At 39.0% G+C, this 25,260-nt stretch carries 19 protein-coding genes, 1 tRNA gene and 1 pseudogene; 16 read left to right on the forward strand and 5 right to left on the reverse strand.

The window, feature by feature from the left end; all coding sequences use genetic code 11:
• Window positions 1-10: 10 nt before the first annotated feature.
• The 5 genes from J2Z40_RS13285 to J2Z40_RS13305 all read left to right on the forward strand — a co-directional run bounded on the left by J2Z40_RS13285 (window position 11) and on the right by J2Z40_RS13305 (window position 8,049).
• Window positions 11-1,546 (forward strand): sugar ABC transporter ATP-binding protein, encoded by a 1,536-nt coding sequence (locus J2Z40_RS13285; RefSeq protein ID WP_066392338.1) that lies wholly within the window; start codon window positions 11-13, stop codon window positions 1,544-1,546.
• Window positions 1,518-2,576 (forward strand): ABC transporter permease, encoded by a 1,059-nt coding sequence (locus tag J2Z40_RS13290; protein ID WP_066392339.1) that lies wholly within the window; start codon window positions 1,518-1,520, stop codon window positions 2,574-2,576. Before J2Z40_RS13285 ends, J2Z40_RS13290 begins: the two co-directional genes overlap by 29 nt.
• 87 nt (window positions 2,577-2,663) lie before the next feature.
• Window positions 2,664-3,206 carry an isochorismatase family protein gene (locus J2Z40_RS13295; protein ID WP_066392342.1) on the forward strand — a complete coding sequence of 181 codons (543 nt, stop codon included), beginning with the start codon at window positions 2,664-2,666 and terminating at the stop codon, window positions 3,204-3,206.
• Between the two features lie 150 nt (window positions 3,207-3,356).
• On the forward strand, window positions 3,357-6,527 hold the full coding sequence (locus J2Z40_RS13300; RefSeq protein ID WP_066392344.1) for an ATP-binding cassette domain-containing protein: 3,171 nt from the start codon (window positions 3,357-3,359) through the stop codon (window positions 6,525-6,527).
• A gap of 1,126 nt (window positions 6,528-7,653) precedes the next feature.
• Entirely contained in the window at window positions 7,654-8,049 is a 396-nt protein-coding gene (locus J2Z40_RS13305; RefSeq protein WP_066392346.1) for a VOC family protein, read from the forward strand.
• A gap of 71 nt (window positions 8,050-8,120) precedes the next feature.
• Here the strand turns inward: J2Z40_RS13305 and J2Z40_RS13310 are convergent.
• A pseudogene (locus tag J2Z40_RS13310) lies at window positions 8,121-8,881 on the reverse strand (SDR family oxidoreductase).
• A gap of 156 nt (window positions 8,882-9,037) precedes the next feature.
• Between J2Z40_RS13310 and J2Z40_RS13315 the strand changes: the two are divergent.
• The 5 genes from J2Z40_RS13315 to J2Z40_RS13335 all read left to right on the forward strand — a co-directional run bounded on the left by J2Z40_RS13315 (window position 9,038) and on the right by J2Z40_RS13335 (window position 14,688).
• Entirely contained in the window at window positions 9,038-9,607 is a 570-nt protein-coding gene (locus J2Z40_RS13315; protein ID WP_066392347.1) for a TetR/AcrR family transcriptional regulator C-terminal domain-containing protein, read from the forward strand.
• Between the two features lie 25 nt (window positions 9,608-9,632).
• Window positions 9,633-10,892, forward strand: coding sequence for a mechanosensitive ion channel family protein (locus tag J2Z40_RS13320; RefSeq protein WP_066392348.1), 1,260 nt, complete (start codon window positions 9,633-9,635; stop codon window positions 10,890-10,892).
• Window positions 10,893-11,041: 149 nt separating this feature from the next.
• The gene (locus J2Z40_RS13325) at window positions 11,042-12,205 is read left to right on the forward strand and encodes a DUF4317 domain-containing protein (RefSeq protein WP_066392352.1); all 1,164 of its coding nucleotides are present in this window, start codon (window positions 11,042-11,044) and stop codon (window positions 12,203-12,205) included.
• 165 nt (window positions 12,206-12,370) lie between these two features.
• Entirely contained in the window at window positions 12,371-13,168 is a 798-nt protein-coding gene (locus J2Z40_RS13330; protein ID WP_066392355.1) for a lysozyme inhibitor LprI family protein, read from the forward strand.
• 122 nt (window positions 13,169-13,290) lie between these two features.
• Window positions 13,291-14,688: an aldehyde dehydrogenase gene (locus J2Z40_RS13335; protein WP_066392356.1), complete on the forward strand. Its 1,398-nt coding sequence runs from the start codon at window positions 13,291-13,293 to the stop codon at window positions 14,686-14,688.
• Window positions 14,689-14,793: 105 nt separating this feature from the next.
• On the opposite strand, the gene J2Z40_RS13340 is transcribed toward J2Z40_RS13335, so the two are convergent.
• Window positions 14,794-17,022: a YcdB/YcdC domain-containing protein gene (locus J2Z40_RS13340; RefSeq protein WP_066392358.1), complete on the reverse strand. Its 2,229-nt coding sequence runs from the start codon at window positions 17,020-17,022 to the stop codon at window positions 14,794-14,796.
• A 150-nt stretch (window positions 17,023-17,172) separates the two neighbouring features.
• Here J2Z40_RS13340 and J2Z40_RS13345 point away from each other — a divergent pair, with 150 nt between their 5' ends.
• The 5 genes from J2Z40_RS13345 to J2Z40_RS13365 all read left to right on the forward strand — a co-directional run bounded on the left by J2Z40_RS13345 (window position 17,173) and on the right by J2Z40_RS13365 (window position 21,598).
• A complete protein-coding gene (locus tag J2Z40_RS13345; RefSeq protein ID WP_066392364.1) occupies window positions 17,173-17,568 on the forward strand; it encodes a hypothetical protein in 396 nt (131 codons plus the stop codon).
• 288 nt (window positions 17,569-17,856) lie between these two features.
• Window positions 17,857-18,339, forward strand: a complete 483-nt coding sequence (locus tag J2Z40_RS13350) for a PTS sugar transporter subunit IIA (RefSeq protein WP_066392366.1) — start codon at window positions 17,857-17,859, stop codon at window positions 18,337-18,339.
• 37 nt (window positions 18,340-18,376) lie between these two features.
• Window positions 18,377-19,225 (forward strand): PRD domain-containing protein, encoded by an 849-nt coding sequence (locus J2Z40_RS13355; protein WP_066392367.1) that lies wholly within the window; start codon window positions 18,377-18,379, stop codon window positions 19,223-19,225.
• Window positions 19,226-19,231: 6 nt separating this feature from the next.
• Window positions 19,232-20,677 carry an N-acetylglucosamine-specific PTS transporter subunit IIBC gene (nagE, locus tag J2Z40_RS13360; protein ID WP_066392371.1) on the forward strand — a complete coding sequence of 482 codons (1,446 nt, stop codon included), beginning with the start codon at window positions 19,232-19,234 and terminating at the stop codon, window positions 20,675-20,677.
• 231 nt (window positions 20,678-20,908) lie between these two features.
• Window positions 20,909-21,598, forward strand: coding sequence for a glucosamine-6-phosphate deaminase (locus tag J2Z40_RS13365; RefSeq protein WP_066392373.1), 690 nt, complete (start codon window positions 20,909-20,911; stop codon window positions 21,596-21,598).
• A 147-nt stretch (window positions 21,599-21,745) separates the two neighbouring features.
• On the opposite strand, the gene J2Z40_RS13370 is transcribed toward J2Z40_RS13365, so the two are convergent.
• Window positions 21,746-22,945 (reverse strand): iron-containing alcohol dehydrogenase, encoded by a 1,200-nt coding sequence (locus J2Z40_RS13370; protein ID WP_066392374.1) that lies wholly within the window; start codon window positions 22,943-22,945, stop codon window positions 21,746-21,748.
• A 211-nt stretch (window positions 22,946-23,156) separates the two neighbouring features.
• Here J2Z40_RS13370 and J2Z40_RS13375 point away from each other — a divergent pair.
• Window positions 23,157-23,230, forward strand: a tRNA-Gly gene (locus J2Z40_RS13375).
• A gap of 369 nt (window positions 23,231-23,599) precedes the next feature.
• Here the strand turns inward: J2Z40_RS13375 and J2Z40_RS13380 are convergent.
• Window positions 23,600-24,283, reverse strand: a complete 684-nt coding sequence (locus J2Z40_RS13380) for a DUF4956 domain-containing protein (protein WP_066392375.1) — start codon at window positions 24,281-24,283, stop codon at window positions 23,600-23,602.
• A gap of 100 nt (window positions 24,284-24,383) precedes the next feature.
• Entirely contained in the window at window positions 24,384-25,082 is a 699-nt protein-coding gene (locus tag J2Z40_RS13385) for a polyphosphate polymerase domain-containing protein (protein ID WP_066392378.1), read from the reverse strand.
• Between the last annotated feature and the right edge of the window lie 178 nt (window positions 25,083-25,260).

Here is a 25,260-nt window from a genome sequence, read left to right on the forward strand (position 1 = left end):
ATGTGATGCTATGATCGAAATGAAAAAGATTAGGAAATCCTTTGGCAGCAATGATGTTATTAAGGATGTGTCATTTACGCTTAAAGGCGGGGAAATCTGTGCATTGCTCGGAGAAAATGGCGCAGGAAAATCGACCTTAATGAATATTCTCGGTGGTGTCCATCAAATGGATTCAGGCGCCGTTCTCGTCGGTGGAAAGGAAGTCGTATTTAAAACGCCTGGACAATCGCAAGCGGCGGGCATTGCCTTCATCCACCAGGAATTGAATTTAATTAACGATTTGCCAATCTATGAAAATATGTTTTTAGGAAGAGAACTGAAAACGAAAAGAGGGAGTCTGGATTTAGAAAAAATGCAGCAAGAAACGGCAGCGATTTTTAAGCAAATGAATGTCGATCTCGAACCGGGCATGATGGTTCGTGATCTTGATGCATCCTATAAGCAAATCATTGAAATTTGCCGAGCGATGATGACGAATGCTTCGTTCATTATTATGGATGAGCCGACGACTTCCTTAACCGATCAGGAAATTGAACGTGTGTTTAAAATGATGAAAACATTGAGGGAGCATCAGGTCGGGATTATTTTTATCTCGCATAAATTGAATGAGGTGATGCAAGTTTGTGATCGTTATCTCGTACTCCGCGATGGCAATCTTGTTGCCAAAGGCAATGTGGCTGAGGTGAATACGAATGATCTAGCTCGTTTCATGGTCGGTCACGAGGTGAGGACTGAATCGTTAAAAAGAGAGAAATTCATCGGCAAGGAATTTTTGCGTGCAGAAGGTCTTACGAACAGCCCTTTTTTCAAAGAGATTAGCTTTTCGATTAAGGAAGGGGAAATTGTTGGTTTTACCGGTCTTCTTGGTGATGGGCGCAGTGAGCTCTTCCAATCGATTTTTGGTGCGGAGAAAATGATGGCAGGAAAAATGTTTCTACATGATGAGGAAATAAACATACGGAGTACCCAACAGGCGATTAAAGCAGGTATTGCCTATCTCCCACGGAATCGGAAGGAAAACGCAATTATTAAGGATATGGATATTATCGAGAATGCTTCGATCGTTACATGGCCAGCCTTTTCGAAAAAGGGCACGATCAACAGGCGGCAGCATCAGGCGACTTTTGAAGAACAGCGCAAGGCATTACGGATAAAAATGGGCGAGCTGACTGATCGGATTACAAGTCTGTCAGGGGGAAATCAGCAAAAGGTGATCTTAGCGAAATGGCTCGCAGCAAAGCCGAAGCTATTCATATTGGACAATCCTACCCAGGGAGTCGATGTCGGTGCAAAGGAAGATATTTACGACATCATTATGAAGCTTGCCGAAGAAAAAATTGCTATCATCGTGCTTTCAAGTGAGGCCAATGAAATCATTCGTCTATGTGACAGGGCTTTCGTGATGTATCATGGCGTCATTCAAGGGGAGGTTGCAGGAGAAACGATGAATGAGCATGCAATTATGAGCCTGGCAACGGGCGGCCAACTGCCTTTTGCAAAAGGAGGGATGAACAAAGATGAAACCGAGCCTGGATCATGTTCCTAAAAATAGTAAGCGAAACTTTTTTCAATGGTTTAAATATAAATGGTCAAACGATCCACTTTTTAGCATTGCCGTTGCCCTAATCATCATGATCATCCTGCAAACATTGGTTTTGGGCTTTGATTATGATTCTTTTGGCAGCTGGTTTCAGGCCTGGACAAATAACTGGATCAATATTTTGCGAAACAATGCTGCAACAGCGATCGTTGCGTTAGGGATGACCTTTGTTATTATGACAGGTGGCATTGATTTAGCAGTTGGCTCTACGCTTGTTGTCACGGGTGCTCTATCAATGATGCTTCTTGACACAGGGACGAAAGGGTTTCTTGTTGCAGCTGGAATAACAGGTGTGCCGGCATTTATCATTACGATTCTCGTCGTGTTGCTTTTTGGCTATTTACTAGGTTCTTTAATAGGGGTATCGATTACAAAAGGAAAAGTGCCGCCATTCATTGCGACCTTAGGTGCGATGATGATTTTTCGAAGCGTCACACAGCATTTCATGCAAGGCTACAATCCAAAGGTGCCAGCGGAATTTTTACAGATTGCTAGTTTTAAAATTGGGAACTTCATGATCATGCCAATTATTTATTGGGCAATCATCGCCCTCATCCTTTACTATGTTTCCAAAAGAACGACATTTGGCAGACAAATTATCGCAGTTGGCTCCAACGAACGTGCAGCAAAGCTTTCTGGCATTCACGTTGAAAAGGTGAAGCTGCGTGTGTATGCACTTATGGGCCTTCTCGTATCGATTGCAGCCATTATTCAAGTGTCGAGAATCGGTTCAATGGACTTCTCAAATGCTGGAAGAGGCATGGAAATGGACGCCATTGCCGCAGCTGTTGTTGGCGGAACAAATATGATGGGCGGGAGAGGATTTATCCTTGGCACTGTTTATGGAATGCTCATTATTGCTGTCATGAACAATCTCTTAAACTTATTTGGTGTCCCGCCATTTTTGCGAGAAGCCTTTAAAGGGGTCATAGTGATTGCGGCAGTGCTTTTACAGAAGAAGGAGAAGAGTTCTTGAGGAGATGAACAGAAGATTGCGAAATGGGAAGGGATTTTTTAACAATAAATAGAAGTATGTACCTATTACAAATAGGTAGGTGAGAAAGTGAAAGCACTATTAGTCATAGATGTACAAAATGGCATTGTTAATTTTGGTGATTTTAAAGAAGAACTTTCATTAATGGAACATGTAATCAAGGATTTCAAAGAGAATCAACAGCCAGTCATTTTTATGAGGCATTTGGATGACGAAGAAGAAAGTTCATTGTATAAGCATTCTGTTGGTTCTGAGCTGCATCCTTCCTTGAAACACTATGCTGACTATGTACTAGAGAAACAAACGCCAAGCTCCTTCTTTCAAACAGAACTTGCTAGCACATTAGAAAAATTAGGTGTCAAACACCTTTTTATTACCGGCTTTAACACAGAGTTTTGCTGTATGTTTACCGCTATCTCGGCCTTTGATCGAGGATATAAAGTGACATTTATTGAAAATGCGACTGGCACAGTCAATACGGACGAAACATATGAAATGCAAGGCTTAGATATTAAAGACTTTGTCGGAACTGTCCTGCATTGGTCAAACGCCATTGAAGTCTTGGATTATGAAGAGTATGTGGAAGAATATAAAACAGAAAACATTCGTTAAGGAGAGGGATGCTGAGGCATCTCTTTTATTTTGTGAAAAATAGGGTCTCCCATTTCATACAAGGACCTTTTCTAAAAAAATTCTGCCAATTCATTTGAAGTTATGCTAACATGGCTATACTAGATTTAGAGAATGTAGAGGAGAATGCAAATGAAAATTAAGCAATTAATTGCAAACAATATTACCCGGTTAGATGTTGACCTTCCAGATAATCAATCATTAGGCATTGCTGGATTGTCGGGTTCTGGGAAAACGACGCTTTGTCAAACAATTGGCGAAGAATCGAAGAAGCGTCTCGTTTCCTTATTGCCAAAGGCAGAATATCAGTATTTATTTCCAGATATTATGGAGACGAATTTCAGTGCGATAAAAATGGAAGAGATGCCTTTAGTACTCTTTCTCGGCAGATCATCGATTTCTTCCAATCCACGTTCAACGATCGGTACGCATACAGGCGTTTTCAAAGAAATTCGCCAGCATCTTGCTGAACAATTTAATCTGTCGCCAGAAATGTTTTCATTTAATAATGAATTAGGCTGGTGTAAAGCGTGTAAAGGACGAGGAACAACGAAAAATGTGGAATGTAAAAAGTGTGAAGGCAAACGCTACAACCGAGAAGTCCTCCAATATACGATCGAAATATTGAATCAACCACATGCTATTTCCGATATTAATCAATTAAGCATTGAAACAATCCATTCCCTTGCAGAGGAATTACATATTAGTGAAGCGAAACAGCTTATTCTCCAAAATATGATCCGGATGAATATTGGCTATTTAACAATCAATCGGATCATGGGCACATTGTCTGGTGGAGAATTAACGCGGCTTTATTTAGCAGAATTCATGGCAGCGAGTGAGAACACGGTGATTGTCATTGATGAAATTTCCGTCGGTCTTGATCACCATACCTTATTGAAAATTTTAGAAGAGATTAAACAATTAGGCTTAAAAAATCAAATTTGGTTTATTGATCATTCGGACACGGTGCTTGATATTACAGATGAGCAATTGTTCTTCGGACCTGGCAGCGGGAAATATGGCGGGAAAATTGTTGAGGAATCCCCACGCCCTCAACCGATTCATTGTGAAAGAAATGAGACGGCGCCTGCAGAATACTACCAATTTCAAGATCTCTATTGCCGTAATATTCAAATAGATGACATTCAAATTCCGAAAAATAGACTGGTCACCTTTACGGGTGAGTCAGGCTGCGGCAAATCCACACTTGTGAATGAGTGTATCGCTAAGGACTTTCTCAAGCGTTACCCAAAAGATAAACTCGTGATGGTCGGCCAAGATCGAAACCAGTCGATTACGAGTCGATCCACGGTTGCGACATTCCTTGATATTAAAAGAAAGCTCGTAAAATATAGTGAAGAAATTGATGATCTTTTTGAGCGTTCGATTGAAGATATTTTAGAGGAACTGCCAAATGAAGACATTGCTTATAAACGCTTAAGTCTATTAATCAAGCTAGGACTCGGCTATTTAACATTAGAAAGAAAGACGCGTGATCTTTCAACTGGTGAATTTCAATGTGTGCATTTAGTTTCCGAGCTGTTTGCCAACTCGCGAAACCCACACACCCTTTTTATTTTTGATGAGCCTTCAAAAGGGCTATCACAAAATATATTAAATCAATTCATTGATAGCATCAGAGACATCCTGCAAAATGAAGCGGTCTCGATCATGATGATTGAACATAACGCCTATATGCTGGAAAGCTCCGATTATATCGTTGATTTTGGGAAAAGACAGCTTGCGCCTGTGAAGCATCTAGATGTTGTGAGCCATGAGGAATATGTTCGAATGAAAAATCAGGAAGAGATCACACTTCCATCACATATTTCATCGACTCTCAAAGAGCAAAACGGCATTTCTTATGTAAAAGAAGATCAAATTGCCTATTTTAAAAATGCTGAAAACATTTATAAGGGCGGCATTTTAAAAAGCTTATCATCCATGGCCCGTTTGATTTACGGTGAATACGAATCAGATGTGATTGCTCCTGTCATTGCAATTGATCTTGAACGGCATTTGTATAGCCAATATAGTTTTCTCTATGAGATGGGCGGTCTAATCAACCATCTTGTCGCAGCACATCCAACGAATAAGGATACGAAGAGCTTCGATTTCTATCATCAAGACAATCATTGTCCAAGCTGCTCGGGCCGCCGCGTCATTGAAAAGTTTGATATCGATGTCGTGATTCAAGACAAAACCGTGCCATTTTGGGATGGGCAATTGCATCCAGACGTAATGGAAGTTTTAAAATACTATCAATACCCAAAGCTGCAGTTTCTCTTTGATGAAATCAAGAATGAACTCGGTCAGGATATAAGCAAAAGCTATAATGAGATGACGGAAGCAGAAAAGCACACGTATTTATACGGATATTGGGAAAAGTCATTTTATGATAAAGCAGGCAAAGCTTCACGGACATGGGAGGGCTTCAATTTAATTATTGGCCGTTACATCTTCATTTCGAAATCAATCATTAAAGATCGGATGAAAGAATCGAAAGAAATGATCACTTGCCCAATTTGTGAGGGAACGGTGTTAAACCATCGTAGAAAGCTTAAATTTGGTGATACTGATATACGAGAGCTGATCCAACAGCCACTCGATCAAGTGTTGGGGAAAGTTGGAAATCTGCCAGAATTAGAAAAATTAAAGGCCGTTGTTGGCGGTGATATGGTTTTAACAGAGGACGTCTCCTTATTGCCAAGAGAAACACAAGTTGCATTGAAAATGCTTGAACTAGAAGAGGCAAGCTTTTCTCACTATGAAATTGTTCTACAAAATGCGTTGCCATTCTGGGAGAAAATTAGTGGCAATATGGAGTCGATCAGTATGAATAACAAGGTAACGATCTGCGATTTTCCGGGGATTACAGAGACGAGAGAAGCGATAATTGACAAGTATTTCACAAATGGAAAATATAAAAAACTCACCTATGTGTATGAAGCCTTCGGTTACAAAAAACTAGTGACACAAATCAATAAAATTAGAAAAAGCGATCCATGCCCATTTTGTAAAGGAAAGAAAGTCATTTCCGAGGATGGACTCCATGATGGCGTCTATAAATTAACGATTCCATGTGTTCGTTGTGAGGAAACGGGCGTTAATGATGAAGGACGTAAAGAAAGCGTCGAGGGCATTAACGTGCAAACATGGCTAACAGGAAAAGTCAGCGATGTTGTGGATGAAAGCTTATACACCAAAGCTGCTGCAAATATTCCGATTTTCAGCCGAATTCGCGAGTTAGACAAGCAAGAAATGATGGCTGTTTACGAATGCCTTGAGCAAAATAAATAACAAGTGTAGCAGGGAAATTTCGATTGAGATTTCCCTGCTTTCTTTGTTAATAGGGATGATGAAGCTTGGTGTGATGGACTTTTCGCAAGGAGAAAAGGAAGAAAAAGTCCATCATAGGGCGGATGAAGGACAAAATGCAAGGAGTAAAGCAAGAAAAAGTCCATCATAGGGCGGATGAAGGACAAAACGCAAGGAGTAAAGAAAGAAAAAGTCCATCATAAGGCGAATGAAGGACAAAAAGCAAGGAGTAAAGAAAGAAAAAGTCCATCATAAGGCGAATGAAGGACAAAACGAAGTGATCAAAGGAAGAAAAAGTCCATCATAGGGCGAATGAAGGACAAAACGCAATGATCAAAGGAAGAAAAAGTCCATCAAAAGGCGGATGAAGGACAAAACCCAAGGAGTAAAGCAAGAAAAAGTTCATCATAGGGCGAATGAAGGACAAAACGCAGTGGTCAAAGGAAGAAAAAGTCCATCATAGGGCAGATGAAGGACAGAACGCAATGATCAAAGGAAGAAAAAGTCCATCATAGGGCAAATGAAGGACAAAACGCAATGATCAAAGGAAGAAAAAGTCCATCATAAGGCGAATGAAGGACAAAACGCAAGGAGTAAAGCAAGAAAAAGTCCATCATAAGGCGAATGAAGGACAAAAAGCAGTGAGAAAAGGAAGAAAAAGTCCATCATAGGGCAGATGAAGGACAAAACGCAGTGAGAAAAGGAAGAAAAAGTCCATCATAAGGCGAATGAAGGACAAAAAGCAGTGATCAAAGCAAGAAAAAGTCCATCATAGGGCGAATGAAGGACAAAACGCAATGAGAAAAGGAAGAAAAAGTCCATCATAAGGCGAATGAAGGACAAAACGCAATGATCAAAGGAAGAAAAAGTCCATCATAGGGCGGATGAAGGACAAAACGCAGTAATCAAAGCAAGAAAAAGTCCATCATCAATCAAATGTAGACACCATTCAAAAAAACTTGCTACCCCACTATCAACATACCAACTGAATTTTTCAAACAATTGAATATTTCTCCCTACTTTTCGCAATAATGGAAAAGGTGTATTGCTATTGTAGATTGAATATAAACAATGGATTAAAAAAAGCCAATCAGGAGGAAATCAAATAATGGGAAGATTGATTCATTTTGAAATTCATGTGGATGATATGGAGCGGGCAAAGAAGTTTTATGGAGATGTATTTGGATGGACCTTTCAAGATTGGAGCGATTATGCGGGAATGCCTTATTTCGGCGTTGTCACGGGTGATGACAAGGAGCTTGGAATTAACGGAGCATTGATGAAACGCCAAAGTGCACCGCCAGAATTAGGACAGGCTTTGAATGGCTATGCTTGCACGATAGGTGTCGAAGATTATGATGCGATCGATGCGAAAATAATGGAGCTTGGCGGCAAGGTGGCCCATCCAAAACATGCGCTGCCAGGAATGGCTTGGCAAGGCTATTACTTAGATCCAGAAGGAAATATCTTCGGAATCCACCAGCCAGACGAAAACGCGAAGTAGAATGTAGAAGCGAATAAAAAAAACGCAAATGGCTGTTACACGTAACAGTCGTTTGCGTTTTTATCATAAAATTAGAATGCAGCTGTCCAACCACCGTCAGCTGTAATACAGTGCCGTTGACGAAGCTTGAATCATCAGAAGCTAAGAACAAAGCGACTTGTGCGATTTCTTCAGGTTGTCCGATTCTAGGCATAACTCCCTGTACAGCTTTCGTACGCTCCATGCCAAATTGGTTAAAGCCTTTTAACGTAGAAGTAATATTTGTTGCTACACCGCCTGGAGCAATGGCATTACAACGGATGCCTTTGTTTGCATACATATAGCCCGTGTTTTTCGTAAGGCCAATGACTGCATGCTTAGATGCGCCGTATGCTGCACCTGCATGAGCACCATTTAATCCGCCCGTTGAAGCGGTATTAATAATGATTCCACTTTCTTTTTCTAAAAAGATTGGAAGAGCTTTACGCATCGCTCTCATAACGCCTTTTGTATTAATATCAAAAATCAAATCCCAGCGTTCATCAAGAATATCGCCAACTGGTTCGAAGCCATCCATAATTCCTGCATTATTAACTAACACATCTAGTGTTCCGTATTCACTAACAGCTGTGTCGATCATCGTATCAATATCTGCCTGCTTCGCAATATTTACTTGAACAGCTTTAGCAATGCCGCCTTTATCAGTAATCGCTTTAACGACTGCTTCTGCCCCTTCGATGTTAAGGTCAGCTACAATCACTTTTGCCCCTTCACTTGCGTACAATTCTGCAATTGCTTTTCCCATTCCTGAAGCTGCCCCTGTTACGATTGTTACCTTGTCTTTTAATTTCATCCCTTACCCCTCCATTGTTTTTCAAAGAATATATTGAACATGTGTACAGTAAAAATTATACTAGAGAAGAAATAGTAGTACAATCGACAGAAAATTTCAGTAATGTTGAGTAATAGACACTTATTATTATTAGTGTTCAATATGGGGTGAAAAAAAGTGAAAAAAGATCTTCGAATTATTAAAACGAAGGAGAGTTTACGCCACTCTCTATTAGCTTTATTGAAACGGAAGCCATTGGATACGATCACGATTGCTGAATTATGCAGAGAGGCGAATATTAATCGTGGGACGTTTTATTTGCACTACAGAGAGGTACATGAAGTATTCAAAGAATATTTAGAGGTCATTGTTGAAGATTTAAAACAGTCTTACGAAGAACCTTATTACAAAACAAATTATCGGATTCAGAATATCGATGCCGATATGATCAAAATCTTTCATCATGTAAAAAAATATAAAGACTTTTACCAAATTATCTTTGATGAACATATTCCGATGATGTATTATTATCTTTTATTCGATACTGTTCGTTCATTTATGAAAAATTCAATCGAAGAACACTTCGAACTTGATGACGGCATTCAGCTCGATTATCTTATTAGTTATCAAACGAATGCGATTCTTGGTATTCTAATAGAATGGCATCGTCAAGGATATGAAACTTCGATTCAAGAGCTCAATCAGTATTTTATGACAATCTTGTCGGTCAAATTGCCTCGTTCGTAAATGGCACGACAGAATGGAGGGAATTATGGAGTACATTAGTGAGCAATTGTTAGCCTTTGAATTACATCCAACATTAGTGAAGTATCTTTCACCCTTGATTATGATTCTTTTCATCGCGATCATCTGTATTGTCGCCAATTTTATTACGAAAAAAATTGTTATCCGAATCATTACCCATATTGTCAAGAATAGCAAATTTCATTGGGATGATATGCTTTTGGAACGAAAGGTTTTTCATAAGCTATCACATATTGTTCCTGCGATCATTATTTATAATTTCTCAGCCACCTTTACGGCGAATCAACAATTGATTGAAAAGGGTGCCAACACATATATCATCATTGTTGGACTCATGATTATCAATAGCCTATTGAATGCATTGGTCGATATTTATCAAACCTATGAAATATCGAAGACAAGGCCAATAAAAGGGGTTGTTCAGGTAGTTAAAATCATTGTAATCACGCTTGGGATGATTCTTGTGATTGCGAACTTGATTGGGGAAAGTCCTCTTATTCTATTAAGTGGGATTGGTGCGCTATCTGCGGTGTTCATGCTCGTATTCAAAGATTCGTTACTAGGACTAGTGGCTGGGATTCAATTATCTTCTAATGATATGGTTCGTGTAGGTGACTGGATTCAAATGCCTAAATATGGAGCAGATGGAGATGTGATTGATATTTCCTTAAATACTGTACAAGTGCAAAATTGGGATAAGACGATTACGATGATTCCAAGCTACGCCTTGATTTCCGACTCGTTTATTAATTGGAGGGGCATGCAAGCGTCTGGCGGACGACGTATGAAGCGGTCTATATATATCGATACGAATAGCATTGCCTTTTGTACCGAGGAGATGGTTAGGAAATTTAAACAAATCGATTATCTGACCGATTACCTCGTCAATCGCGAACAAGAAATTGCCGATTACAATACGAAGAATGAAATTAACCGAAGCAATCCGGTGAACGGCCGAGCTCTAACGAATATCGGTGTGTTTCGGGAGTATGTGAGCCAGTATCTACAAAGGCATGCTGGAATTAATCAAGAAATGACCCTCATGGTAAGACAGCTAGCTCCGACAGAACACGGGCTGCCATTGGAAATCTACGCTTTTTCAAATGATATTCGATGGGCAGTGTACGAATCCGTTCAAGCGGATATTTTCGACCATCTCTTTGCTGTCGCCCCAGCGTTTGGGCTACGCCTATTCCAGAATCCATCTGGGAATGATTTACGAACAGTAATGGAGGAACCAAGAACAGAGATGGAGAGAGGGCATTAGTCATTGCATCATTCATATCCGCAACGATCATTGTTGCGGGTATTTTTTTGATCAACAGCCATTCCTATTAGCTAATAAAATCGACAAAATATCAAGTATTACTATTTAGGAAGCGAAACAGTATAATCGAGGAATGGGAGATGAGACAAATGAATAAAAATGACATTGCCAATGTGCGAAAACAATTTAAATTAAATAATCGCTTAATGAATATTCGCGAAATCTTTAATGTGTATATAAAAAAAGAATCAGGCGAGATTTACCATCAAGTCAGTCAACCGTTTCAATTGCTAGAGCAGGAAGCACAAGAATTATTTTTAATGAACTTTAAAAAGGTGCTGACGGGAAATCTGGATGCCAAGTTGTTTGAACTAAAATTCAGACGGGATGTGGAAGACAGCACACAAATGATTCTATATGAAGGATTGCGGGCGGATTCGGAGGATTGGAAAGAAAGCATGCTCAGTATTGTATCGAAAATGTTTGCTCATACTGTGTATGAATTTGATACAGTTGTCACTTTTATCCGTGGAGAATATCAAAAGGCAACGAAAAAACGTGATCTTGAGTCCGGGGAAGGTGGCGATGACGAGGTCTATTCCAATGAATTCATTCTTTGCAGCCTTAATAAAACCGATCAGCCGAAAAAAGCATTGCTGTTTGATTATATCGAGAAGGAATTCAAATCCAATAATGCAGTTGATCCGATAATAAATTTAACGGCGCCGTTAACAGGTTTTCTATTTCCTGCCTTTAATGACAATGCATCAGATGTGAATCATATTCTCTATTATGGTGGAAAAGCCCATCAGCCAGATATGATGTTTATTGAAGAAGTGCTCCATTGTGAAGACATTATCACCGCCATCGAAGAGAAGGACACGTTTGAACAGATTGTCAAATTGGTCGCAGGGGAAGAAGTGGACACGAATATCATTTCCAATGTGTATGAGGAAATTGATAAGATGGTACAGGAGAGCGTAGAAAATGAAGAAAGTGAGCCTCCGAAGCTAGATTCTCGGGACATTGAACGCATCTTAGAAGTAAGTGGTGTGGAAAATGTGGACACGGCTAAAGTGGAGCATGCGTTCAAAAGTGTTGTATACGATGTGAAGCATGAAATCAAAGCGAGCAGTGTCATCCCGAAATCAATCAAGATCAATACAAAGATTGCTGACGTATCGATTCACCCGAAAGACCTAAAAAATATGAAATACATTACGTATGAAGGAAAAAGATGCCTGTTATTAGAGGTCGATGAAGATGTGGTTGTCGAAGGGTTCCGCTTATCGAATGTATCAAATCACCAATAATGGAGCAAATGAAAACGAGCTTTTAATAGCTGGAAAATGTAGAGCAGTTAAGTGGAAATTCTCCGCCCATTACTCCTCAAATCGATAAGTAGCAAAGGCTACAAAAATAGCTTATAAGCAAGAAATGAGCACATAAAAATAGGACGTACAGGAGAAGGGGATAAGATGAAAAAAATACTGGGGCTAGTACTCTTTTCGTTATTTTTGACAGGCTGCAGCAATGAAGTGGATAGTCAACCAATGGATGATGTGATGGTTTCGCTGGAAGAGGGGAACTTTGACAAAGCTTTATTATCTCTGGAGGAAACAATAGAGGAAGCGCCAAATAATGAAGAAGCTGTATTACTACATGAGCAAATTCAAGCATTCAATCAAGTGAAGACAGCAGTGGATGATGGAGAATTGGATGAAGCTTTAAATAGGTCTCATGAGCTATTGAAGGATGAGAACTTAAATGAAAGCATTCAAGCAGCAGTCGAACAAATCATCAAGGATGTAGAAATAGAAATTGCAGATGGCATTAAAGAGCATCATGCATATAATGAAGGCTTAGCAAAAGAGAGAGAAGAAAAGGAAAAAGCAGAGGGCTCAAAATCTACTGAGAAAATCCAAAAGGATGAATTTATCAAGAAACTCGATGCGATTGAAAAAAGCTTAGCTGAATTTGATCCAATCTTTAAAAATGGAACACAGATTGAAATGACTGAAGCACAGGGAGAAATATATAAAAGATGGGATGCCATATTAAACGAAATTTATGGAGAGCTTGAGAAGCAGCTGGCCACAAGTGAGATGGAAAATCTAAGAATCGAGCAGCGAGAATGGGTCGCATCAAGGGACGTAAAAGCAAAAGAGGCCGCAGCTAAATATGAAGGCGGTTCATTGGCATCGTTAGAATATGTAATGACACAAACGAGGCTGACTAAAGAGAGATGCTATGAGTTAGTTGAAACGTATTTGTAATAACACCAGCAATAAAATCCACTCTTAATATTTCTATCCTCTTCGATTTATCTATATAATAGGTAGATATAGTCAGATGTTTTTATATAAACGATCTCATAGGGAGAAGGAGAATGCGAATTATGATAGAGGTGGAACAAAAACCAGAGAATGTTGCTGCAATCCTACAGGAACATCATCATTATTTTCGTACGAATGTAACTAAAGACGTGGATTTTCGTTTGCACCAATTAGAAAAACTGCGAGAAGGAATACTGAAATATGAGACGAAAATCTCGGAAGCGCTCCAGAAGGATTTAGGCAAGCATCCATTTGAATCCTATACAACTGAGGTCGGTTTTACCTTAAATAGCATTACACATACGATAAAGCGATTAAAAAAATGGGCAAAGCCAAAAAAAGTAGATACGCCACTCGCCTTGTTTCCTGCAAAAAGCATGGTCATGTACGAACCTTATGGGACGGTCTTAATTATCGGTCCATTTAATTATCCCTTCCAGCTGCTGATCGAACCATTGATTGGGGCCATTGCTGCTGGAAACTGTGCCGTGCTAAAGCCATCCGAATTGGTTCCACATGTTTCTGCTGTAGTGACAGAAATGATTGAATCGATTTTCGATCCTTCCTATATCCGATCTGTCCAAGGGAGCGTCGAAACGAATATTTCACTCATGAATGCGCCATTTGATTATATATTTTTTACGGGGAGCATCCCTGTTGGGAAAATGGTGATGGAGGCAGCCGCCAAAAATCTAGTGCCTGTTACGCTTGAACTTGGGGGAAAAAGCCCAGTCATTGTTGATAAAAGTGCGGATATGAAAGTGGCAGCTGAACGGATCATTTGGGGAAAGACAGTCAATTCTGGCCAAACATGTGTCGCACCAGATTATTTAATGGTTGATGAGGCAATTAAAAAGGAATTAATTGATGAAATGATCCAAACGTTGAAACGGTTTTTCGGGTCCACGATTGAACAAAGCAAGGATTTCGGACGGATTGTGAATGAACGCCATTATCAGCGCTTATTAACGATTCTTGAAAAAGAAAAGAATCATGTAATTTTCGGTGGAGGAACGAATGCAACGACCCGATTTATTGAGCCAACATTAATCGAAGCCACATGGCAATCGGCAACAATGGAGGATGAAATATTTGGCCCCTTGCTGCCGATTATAACGTACAAGAACTTGGATGAAGCAATTGAAATGATTAATAAGCGTGCGAAACCATTAGCGCTCTACCTTTTCACAGCTGACAAGCAAATCGAAGAGCGGGTGCTGACGGAAATTTCCTCAGGCGGTGTTTGCATTAATAATACCGTCACCCATTTAGCAAACCCGGATCTACCATTTGGAGGGGTAGGCAGCTCTGGAATGGGTGCATACCATGGCCATCACAGCTTTTTAACCTTTTCACATCAAAAAAGTATCCTTAAATCAAGTACAAAAATTAATATCAAGATGCTCTTCCCCCCTTACAATGATAAAAACTTGCAATTGGTGCGGAAGTTTTTGAAATAGAATGGTGCAAATGATACAGCAATTATTTGTGCAAAATATAAAAGATCCGCCCAACTTATGGGCGGATCTTTGCTAGTAATGATGGAAGTCATCCAGTCTAATTACTTAATAATTGTAAAATTGAATGCCTTTTTCATATGTCTCATGTGCCAAACGAATAACAGAAACGGCTAGATCAGCATAGGACACATCCTGTTTTGGGTTGAATTTATTTTTATTCGCAGTTAATAAGCCGATTGAGTGCGCCAATGCAACATAACCAACATTCTCTGCTTTCACATCTTTGGCATCAGAGAACGGAAGGTGATAAATGCCTTGGTTTTTAGCAGCTTGCTCGAGACCTAATAGACGAATATACCAAATCGCTAACTCTTCTCTAGTTAGATGCTCGTCCAGATTAAAAGATGTCTCTTCTTTTTCAATGATGCCGAGTGTAACTGCACGTTCAATGACTTGATATAAAGGATGAGTAGGTTTAATATTTTCAAAGGAATGACTTGTCTCGTTTTGCTCAGGATAGTAATGATCATAGAAATGGGTAATGGACTTCGTAATTACTTCCAGTGCAGCACCTTTTGTCATTTTTGCATTTGCGTCAAATGATTTCTGTTCTTCTACATTAAGTATTTTTGCTTGAATAAGATGATTGAGTTCTTTTTCTGCCCAAGGATGGGAAACGACAGGATCGTCATTCTCATTTGTGCGATTCCACTCTCCTGTAACGGCATCTAAATACATACTTGTATTATTTTGGAATACTTGTGAATAAACAAGATGATAATGATTATCTTTTTTTCCATATCCTTCTTTTACATAATTAAGATTTAGATTGAGCTCTTCAAAGTATTTCTCTTGTGCCTTTTCTTTTGGAATCACTTTATCAATTGAAGGCCAATTTTGAATATCAGATTGATAGACATTAAGACCGAGTAAAGCACCATTAGCAGATATACTAGCAGTTAGTTGCTCTCCATTAACGATGATTCCATTAGCTACTCTAGGGAAGACGAAATGATAGATTCCTCTGTCTTCATCATGATAAAATTCGCCAATTGGCATTGCATACTCATGTAGATAAGAAGGGGCGTACAGCTTTAAGTAATGGACTGCTTTATTCAGTGCCTCTTCATTAGAAATCGCCTTATCCGTTTGTTTGCTGTTGTCTCGTTCCTTTAGAAGCTCTTCTTTGATGTCATGATACTGAATGATTTCCCCTGTATGTTTGTCTAACTCAAGGTTTGTCCCAGATCCTCCACTTTCGTACTCGTACATATATTGAATGTTAATGACCTCTTGGCCATTGAAATTTTTTCTTTCCTCAATGGAATCAAATCGTAGCTTTATTTTATCCGAATCAATTTTGAGTAATGTTTCAGCAAAAGCCTTTGCATCCGCTAACGAAATATTGGTTTGTTTAGGCTTGAGCGGTTGAGTCACAATATGTTCAATCTTATGTTCGTTTTGAAGTTCAGGTGTAAAGCCATTCATCAGCTGCCATTCACCAGAAAGTGCATGAACACCGATTACATTATTTATTGGTTGATATATGAGGTTTACATCGGTATCGCCTGTTCGATAATTCGTCTCTACTCTGTATTGAAGATCAACAGAAATACGTTCTTTCATCTGCTTGATTATTTCATCTTTAGGTAAAATTTTTGTGGCATCATCATACGATGGGGAAGCACTATTACCTGAGTACTGGTAGAATTCAGTTACTTCTCCATTTCCAAGCACTGTGACTTGAATTTGCTGGTCTGGAATAGGTACATTATTTTGTTTCTTAACGAAGGAGAATGAGTAACGGATCGGTTCCGTCAGTAATTGATTCAATGGGTAGTAGTTGATGTGATTCGTTTCTAGATGATAATCCTTGCTTTCAGGGAAGTTTTTTAGAAATGCTTTAGCCACTTCTGTTGCTTTTTCTTTTGTTATTTTTGCTGGAAATAAAGCATCTACCGCATTCGTAGGTTCATAGTGAAAACGCTCAATTTTTAAATCATCTCCTAGAAAGCTGACACTTCCATACATTTGCTTCCCGTTTATCTTTTTTTGAAAATGTAAGTCATAACGAATGGTCGTATCTTCAGGGTATTGATAGCCGGAACCTGAATGAAACTCGCTATCTTTTAAGTAATCAAATTGTGGAAAAAAGGCTTTAAACTTCTTGATTAGCTCACTTTTTGAAATGACCTTTTCTGTCTGAGCAACTTGAATTTGTGCAGGGGAATAATGTTCATTCCCTAAGGATGTTGCGCTTGCTGCTGGTGCAAGAATTCCAATCGTTAATCCAGTCGATAAGGTTAAAATCCCTAGTTTTCTTAACTTCTTCAAAAGATCCCTCCTAATATTTAGAATACTTCCTAATTATATCCCAAATTTTACAACTAGTGGATATATTCGTGGAATTCTATTGTTTTTTATGAACCATAGTAATTAGATATTGGCTTTATATGGTAATATAGTTCAAGGGAGGGATGTAAATTGCTTTTCAATGCAGTAGAACCAAAAGTACCTTTATTATTCTCTTTCTTCATGATGGTAGTCATGTTTATCATCTCTAATTGGTCAATTTACTTATTGCTAGCTATCATGATTATCGTTTCTACTAACGTAAAGTATCATTTCAAGGTAAACGATACTGATTTATTATTTACAACTTCTCTATTTGGTTTAGAGATATTGAAAAAGAAAGCAAGGAAAGAACAGATTAAATTAATTGAATTTAAAAGAACAGATTGGGATAAAAAGTCTGTGTTTATTAGATTAGAAAAAGGATTTAGGTGGAAAATTTCTCGTTTTAATTCAGATACCTTTGATGAATCTATTGAGAATTTCGCTAGGACTAACTCAATAAATATTAAAAAGCATAAAAAATAGTAAGCTGCTAATTACGTTAGCCTAATGAAGGGAAACCCAAACTGTATGGGTTTCCTTTCATTTTTAAATTTAAAAATATCCTAGCCCAAATAGCATGAATAGAAAAAGCCAAGCATATGAATAGCATAGGAGCCATACAAGCTCGAATGAATCGAAAGTTTCATATTGGTCCCATGTGACTGATTTTTTTCAGGCATGGCGGCAAAGAAGACAGAGGTTTTTTTCCCTCTTTCTCATTGCCCCATGCCTTTTCATATTCATCCATATCAACGATGAAGGAGTGTCCATATGCTCAGGAAATTTTTTAAGAAAGAGGCATTACAAATTATTTCTCCGTTAAAAGGGGATGTGCGTTCACTTGAAGAAGTGCCTGATCCTGTTTTTAGTGAAAGGTTGATGGGGGAGGGAGTGGCGATTATGCCTGACGGAGGCAATGTCTGCTCTCCAATTGATGGAACGGTCATCCTTGTGGCTGAAACGAAGCATGCGATTGGGCTTCGTTCTAAGGATGGAACAGAAGTACTTATTCATATTGGATTGGAAACGGTTTCATTACAGGGGAGGGGATTTCGTATGCTTGTTGAAAATGGAGATCCGGTATCCGTTGGGCAGGAGCTTATCGAGGTGGATTGGGAATTCATTCGTGACAAGGCAAAGAGTTTGATCACCCCAATTATCATTACAAATAGCAAGGAAAAAAAAGTTCAAGTTAAACAAGTAATAGAAAATGTCGTCGGAAAAACAGTCGTAATGACAGTGTCCAATAAGTAGATTGCTGCAAATTCAATTAGTGGGGAGGTGCTTCACAATGAAGATCAAAAAAATTCTCAATAATAACGCAGTGATCGTGCTTGATGGAGGGAGAGAGAAAATTGCGATTGGTGCTGGAATTGCTTTTAACAAGAGAAAGAATGACTTGGTAATAGCAAGTAAGATTGAAAAGGTCTTTATCATGAGGGAGAACGCGAAGCTTGAACAATTATTGAGTCGAATTCCTGCGGAGCACTTCACGATTTCAGAGGAAATCATCACCTATGCTGAACATGATTTAGGGGCAAAGCTAAATGAGCATATTCATGTTGTTCTTACCGACCATCTTTCATTTGCGATTGAACGAACACAGAAAGGAATCTATATAACTAACAAACTACTATATGAGATTAAGATCCTCTATCCAAGGGAATTTGAAATCGGGCTTTGGGCGATCAAGCATATAAGGGATAAATGTCAAGTGGAAATGCCTGTAGATGAAGCAGCTTTCATTGCTCTTCATTTACATACAATGAAGCCACAAGGGGGTGATTTGCATCAGACGATTAGACAAACAACGATCATTAGAGACATCATTCAGTCGGTGAAAAGTCAGCTAAAGATCGAGATTGAAGAAGATGAGATCGCCTATCAACGCTTTATCTCTCATTTACGCTTTACCTTATCTAGAGTGAGCCAATATGACCTTCATACAATGGATGAGGAATTGTCAGGCATGATTCAGAAAAAGTTCCCTATCGCGTATCGTTGTGCGAAAGAAATTGCGCAGGCGCTTCTTAGTCGACATGGAATGGAACTTCCAAAAGTGGAATTAGGCTATATTGCCCTTCATATTGAGCGCTTAAGGAGAAATCGCCCATTAAAAACAAAAATAAAAAGGAGTTGAGTGTGAATGATGAAGTTTTTGCAAAAGCTTGGACGCTCATTAATGCTTCCTGTCGCCGTTTTACCAGCTGCAGCGATTCTGATGGGGATTGGCTATTGGATTGATCACGATGGCTGGGGTGAAGGAAATGCGCTAGCTGCATTTTTGATTAAGGCAGGCGCTTCGATTATTGATCATATTCCGATTCTTTTTGCAGTTGGTGTCGCCTTAGGGATGTCAAAGGACAAGGATGGATCTTCTGCCTTAAGTGGGCTGGTCGCATTTTTAGTTGTCACAACGATGTTATCGACAGACACGGTTGCTCTATTACAAGGGATTGATGTAGCAAATGTGAATCCCGCATTTGAGAAAATTGATAATGCATTTATAGGTATTCTTTCTGGTTTTATTGCGGCATGGATGTATAATCGCTATAGTCAGGTGAAGCTGCCAGATTTCTTAGCCTTCTTTAGCGGCAAGCGGCTTGTGCCGATTATGTCTGCTGTTGCGATGCTAGCCGCTTCAGCCGTATTATTCTTTGTTTGGCCAGTTGTTTATAGTTGGTTAGTATCATTTGGGGAAGGAATTAGTAGTTTAGGAGCCATTGGTGCTGGATTATATGGATTCTTTAATCGTCTCTTAATTCCAACGGGATTGCATCATGCCTTGAATGCTGTTTTTTGGTTTGATACGATCGGGATTAATGATATCGGAAAGTTCTGGGCAAGTGAAGGCGTGAAAGGGGTTACCGGCATGTATCAAGCTGGATTCTTCCCAATCATGATGTTTGGATTGCCTGCAGCTGGGCTTGCGATGTATCATACAGCCAAAACAAAAAGAAAAAAGCAAGTGGCCTCATTAATGTTAGCAGCTGGATTTGCTTCTTTTTTCACAGGGGTAACAGAACCGCTTGAATTTGCTTTCATGTTTCTAGCACCGGCATTATATGTTGTTCATGCTGCGTTAACAGGGCTTTCCTTATTTATTGCCGCGATGTTCGAGTGGACGGCAGGCTTCGGATTTAGTGCCGGATTTATTGACTTTTTCTTGAGCCTTCGCATTCCAATTGCCAATATGCCGCTCATGCTCGTCGTTCAAGGATTAGGATTTGCCGTTGTGTATTATTTCCTTTTCCGCTTTTTAATTGTGAAGTTCAACTTGAAAACACCAGGCAGAGAAGATGAAGAAGAAATCGAAGAAAGTGAGCTTGGGGAAACGATAAATGATTTCACGAATATGGCTGTGCAAATTGTTGATGGATTAGGTGGAGTGGAAAATATTCGTTCCGTTGAATACTGTGCAACCCGCCTGCGAGTAGAAGTCGGCAAGATGGATCATGTGGATCAAAAGAAAATAAAATCGACGGGTGTACCAGGTATTCACATTGTAGGCTCACAAAGCATTCAAGTCATTGTTGGAACAAATGTCCAATTTGTGGCAGATGAAGTAGAAAAAATACGAAAACATCGATAAGTAAGCGCTGTAAAAATGGTGGATCGCTTAAAGAAAGCGCTAGGAATCAACCTAATAACCGATGTGTAATGAAAGGCAAACCGGTTGTGGCATTTGCACATGAAAGATCATCTTCTTTTTGACAGGAAAGTTCAGAACAGAGTAAAATGAATTGGAAGTTGGTTCATCTTCTGATTGGCCTACTAGAATAACCAGAATGCTATTTCTGGGAAAAAAGTAAAGGAATGAATCATGAATATTAAACTTGAACGATTTAATGATCAAGAAGCACTTTATAATCGGGCGTTCGAAATAATCGGACAGCATTTAAATGCTGGTGCAAAGTCATTTGGTCTTGCGACTGGTGGGACGATGGTTCCATTATACAGCCGAATCTGTCAAAGCGATTTAGATTTTTCACAATGTACGAGTGTGAATTTAGATGAATATGTTGGCCTGCCAAGGCAGCATGATGAGAGCTATTATGCTTTTATGCAAAATAATCTTTTTCAAACGAAGCCTTTTAAAGAAACAAATCTCCCAAATGGGGAAGCACAAAATGTGGAGGAAGAAGCATCACAGTATGAGCAGCTTGTTCAATCAAAGAATGTCGATTTGCAGCTTCTTGGAGTAGGTGAAAATGGGCATATTGGTTTCAATGAGCCTGGAACACCTTTTACTAGTGAAACACATGTTGTTCAATTAACTCCCTCCACGAGAGAAGCAAATGCGCGCTTCTTTGATTCAATTGACGAAGTCCCAGAAAAGGCAATCACACTCGGGATTTCAACGATTTTACGAGCAAAATGCATTCTTCTATTAGCTGTTGGTGAGAAAAAAAGAGCGGCACTTGATGCATTATTGAGTGGAGAAATCACAGAGAAGTTTCCAATCACAAGCCTACGTACACATTCGAATGTGATTGTACTAACTGATTTGTAAATAGAATGGAGCAGTCCAAAAAGACGTATTTTCGACTTTTCGGACTGCTCTTTTTTTGCTTGAAAGTGTAGAAGAGCTCAATGAGACAAAATCAAGAGAATGCCAGAAAAAAAGTCTCATAGTTTATTAATAATAGTAATCGCTTCATTACTCCTTAATCAGCTGATATAAAGTAAAAAGATCGTTTCTTGATAATATTTTCGGTACAGGGTAAAGGGGATTGGCTTCTTTCAAAGCACGTTCTACCATTAAAGGAATATCACTTTCAACAATGCCGCTTATTTTATTAGGAATATTCATTTTTGCATTTAGGTCCTTAATCGATGAAATGAAGGATTCGGCCTTTTCCGCGATTGTGTCTGTTGAATTGCTTAATCTGACTAAATCGGCTAATTCTGCCAGTTTTTCAGTGGCAGAATCACCGTAGTATTCTAATACATACGGGAGTATGATTGCATTGGCTAGTCCATGGGGAACCGCATAAAATCCACCTAATGTATGAGCAATTGCATGCACATATCCTACATATGCCCGAGTAAATGCCACACCTGCTAAATAGGCAGCTTCTTGCATGTTCGTCCGTGCAGTCATATTCGTCCCATTCGAATACGCTTCATAAAGGTTCTCGTAAATGATCTTCACTGCTCGGCGGCAATACTCTGCTGTTTCCTTTGTGTTGCTTCGACCGATGTATGCTTCAATGGCATGGGTAAGTGCATCCATTCCAGTTGTTGATGTAATGTGTGGAGGCAGATTGATTGTGAGTAAAGGATCTAGGACTGCATAATCTGGAATAAGCACGAGGTCGTTGATCGCATATTTTTCATGTGTTTCACTATTCGTTACGACTGCTACAACCGTTCCTTCACTTCCTGTTCCAGCCGTTGTTGGCACTGCGAATAGAGGAGGCGTTTTCTTGCGTATTTTCAATTGGCCTTTCATTTGCGGAATGCTCTTTTCTGGTCTTGCGATCCGTGCACCAACCCCTTTCGCACAATCCATCGGGGAGCCTCCGCCAAAGGCAATAATTCCATTTGCCCCATGTTTCTTATACATATCAAGCGCTTCCTCAATGTTTTCAATTGTCGGATTGGGAATCGTTCGATCATAGATTATAAATTCAATCTGTTCTTCCTTTAAGCCTGCAAGCAAGGAATCCATCAATCCTAAAGAAACAATTCCTTTATCCGTCACAATTAGAACATGATCAATCCCTTTGCTGCTTATTAGCTTTGGCAGCTTGCTCAGGCTATTCTCTCCTTGTAATAAAATTGGCTGCCTCCAAGGCAATAATCTAGAAACGATTCGATAGGTGGATTGATAGATTCTGCAGTATAGTCTATACATTTTTGCACCCCTTTCTATTATTTGAATTTTCGGCTTTATTTTACCATTATATCTTGCAATAAAGCTTTATATGTCAAACAAGTTTTTTCGACAAAATCCCCTAAAAAATCTTGACGATTCATGTTATCAGGAGTATTATATAGAAGTTGATTCGTTGCTACATAAGTTTTTCAATATAATAATAGCGAGTTATTCTTATAAAATTAAATATGCGGGTGTAGTTTAGTGGTAAAACCACAGCCTTCCAAGCTGTTGTCGAGGGTTCGATTCCCTTCACCCGCTCCATACATATCACAACGCAGTGTTTCGTTACGAAGAGAACGAGGTATTGCGTTTTTCAATTTTATACTAGTGATTCTACTTAAATTGCGTGTTGAATTTTTATATTGTTAGTAGGAAACCTGCATTGTTTAGGGTTCTTTTTTTATATCTGCAAATTGAAGAACTTAGATACATGCAGATGATGAAAACAGGTCGATAGAAAAAAAAAGTAGAGACTGGGACAAAAGTTTTTCAGCAATAAAAAAAGCCGAACGATTATTAGAAATGCTCACTCTGCATTCTACAATCGTTCGGCTTTCTGTATTTAGGTATTAAAAAATGAATATATCATTCGGCTTTGGACATAGATAAATTAGTTACATCCCAGCCTTCTTACGCTGTGAAATTACCATCATAGCTTAACATAATGGCTGATTTAACATCTTTCATATCCGAGATGTTATTGATAAAGCTCATATTATTTTCCTTTATCCGAATTTCATAAGTGATTTCATGATCACCGCCAGGCATGACAGATTTTGATTTAACCGAATGCTTTAATGAATGCTCAGCTACCATATGTTCTAATGGATTTTCAATCGAACGATCACTATACCTAACGACCAATAAATAGGGATTTTCAACTTTAATACGATTAATAAAGAAAATTAATACAGCGCCAATTAAAATTGAACCAATAATGACAAGAGGGATAAAACCAGCACCGCATAAAATACCTGACACAATTGCCCAAAAAATATAAACAATGTCCATTGGATCTTTAATAGGTGTTCTAAAACGGACAATGGATAAAGCACCGACCATTCCAAGCGATAACAAGATATTGGATGAGATCCCCATAATTATTAAGGCAGTGGCCATTGACATGACGATTAATGAGATATTAAACGTGTGTGAATAAATCACGCCTGAGAAGGTCTTTTTATATACCCAATAAATGAATAATCCTACTGCGAATGCTACTAATAAGCCAATAAGTGAATCAATAATTGAAAAGCTGTTTGTCTTTTCTAAAAAACTCGATTTGAAAATATCACTGAAATTTACACTTTCCATTACGTATTCCTCCAAGTATTTCTGTTTTTTATATGTGGGACCGTGTACCTGTCCCCATGTTTCATTTTTCATTAATGAACAATGAACTTGTCACGCCTGATTACCCGTACATTCGGCTAATTTGGTATTTAGAATAGGTTCCTTTTCGTCTGTCTCCTAGCTGGAGTAATTTTTTGATGACGTCGGGCAGGTATTCATCAAATTTCACTTCAAGGATGACGATATTCGGATTTGTTTCAATCATCGCAATATCGGGATTCAGGACATCATTATTGCGAAAGCTAGTTTTGATGGAGCTATCAAAGGTTACCCGTACATTTCCGTGACGATAAATAAATACTTCCCTTTCGTAATCTACAACTGTCATCGGTTTTAATTGAAGCAGGTTCATTTGTATGAATAACTCTTGTATGAGCGCTCTCGAATCATTTTCCATCCAAAGGATGTCCCCGAGCCTAATGCGTTCGTATTCCTCTGCATGGATTCGGCATTTTTGTTTGTATGTCAGATTATTACGTTTGCTCTTTTTTTCGAGCGTAAGATAATCAGTATTGTAGTCATAGAGCCTCACCCGAAATTTGTCGCGCTCATAATGCCCTTCTTTCTTCTGGGTTAGCACCTTATTGTCGAAGTTATCAAAGTAAACACTTCGAATGGTATATTTTCCATCGTTATTTGCGTGTGGATCGACTTCCATATAATGCTTTAGCCTATTTCTTAGAAGGTAGCAGTCCATTCTCGTTATTTCATGCTTTAATTCGGACCGGCCCTGCACACCATTTAAGGTCATCGCCTTCATGTTTCTCATTCTCCTTTTGTACGATATTAGCGCAGTGATTCACATTATTAAGGAGAAACCTTAAATAAACCTTAAAAAGAAAAGCGGAAGCGCCTTGCTCATCGCCGTACAAACTGGAAGGGACAACGACAGCGATAAAGGAAACACGGATTGCGGTAGCGAACCGATGTTGACGCAA

Origin of the sequence: Cytobacillus eiseniae (assembly GCF_017874625.1) — a bacterium.
GTDB classification, from domain to species: Bacteria; Bacillota; Bacilli; order Bacillales; family Cytobacillaceae; genus Cytobacillus; species Cytobacillus eiseniae.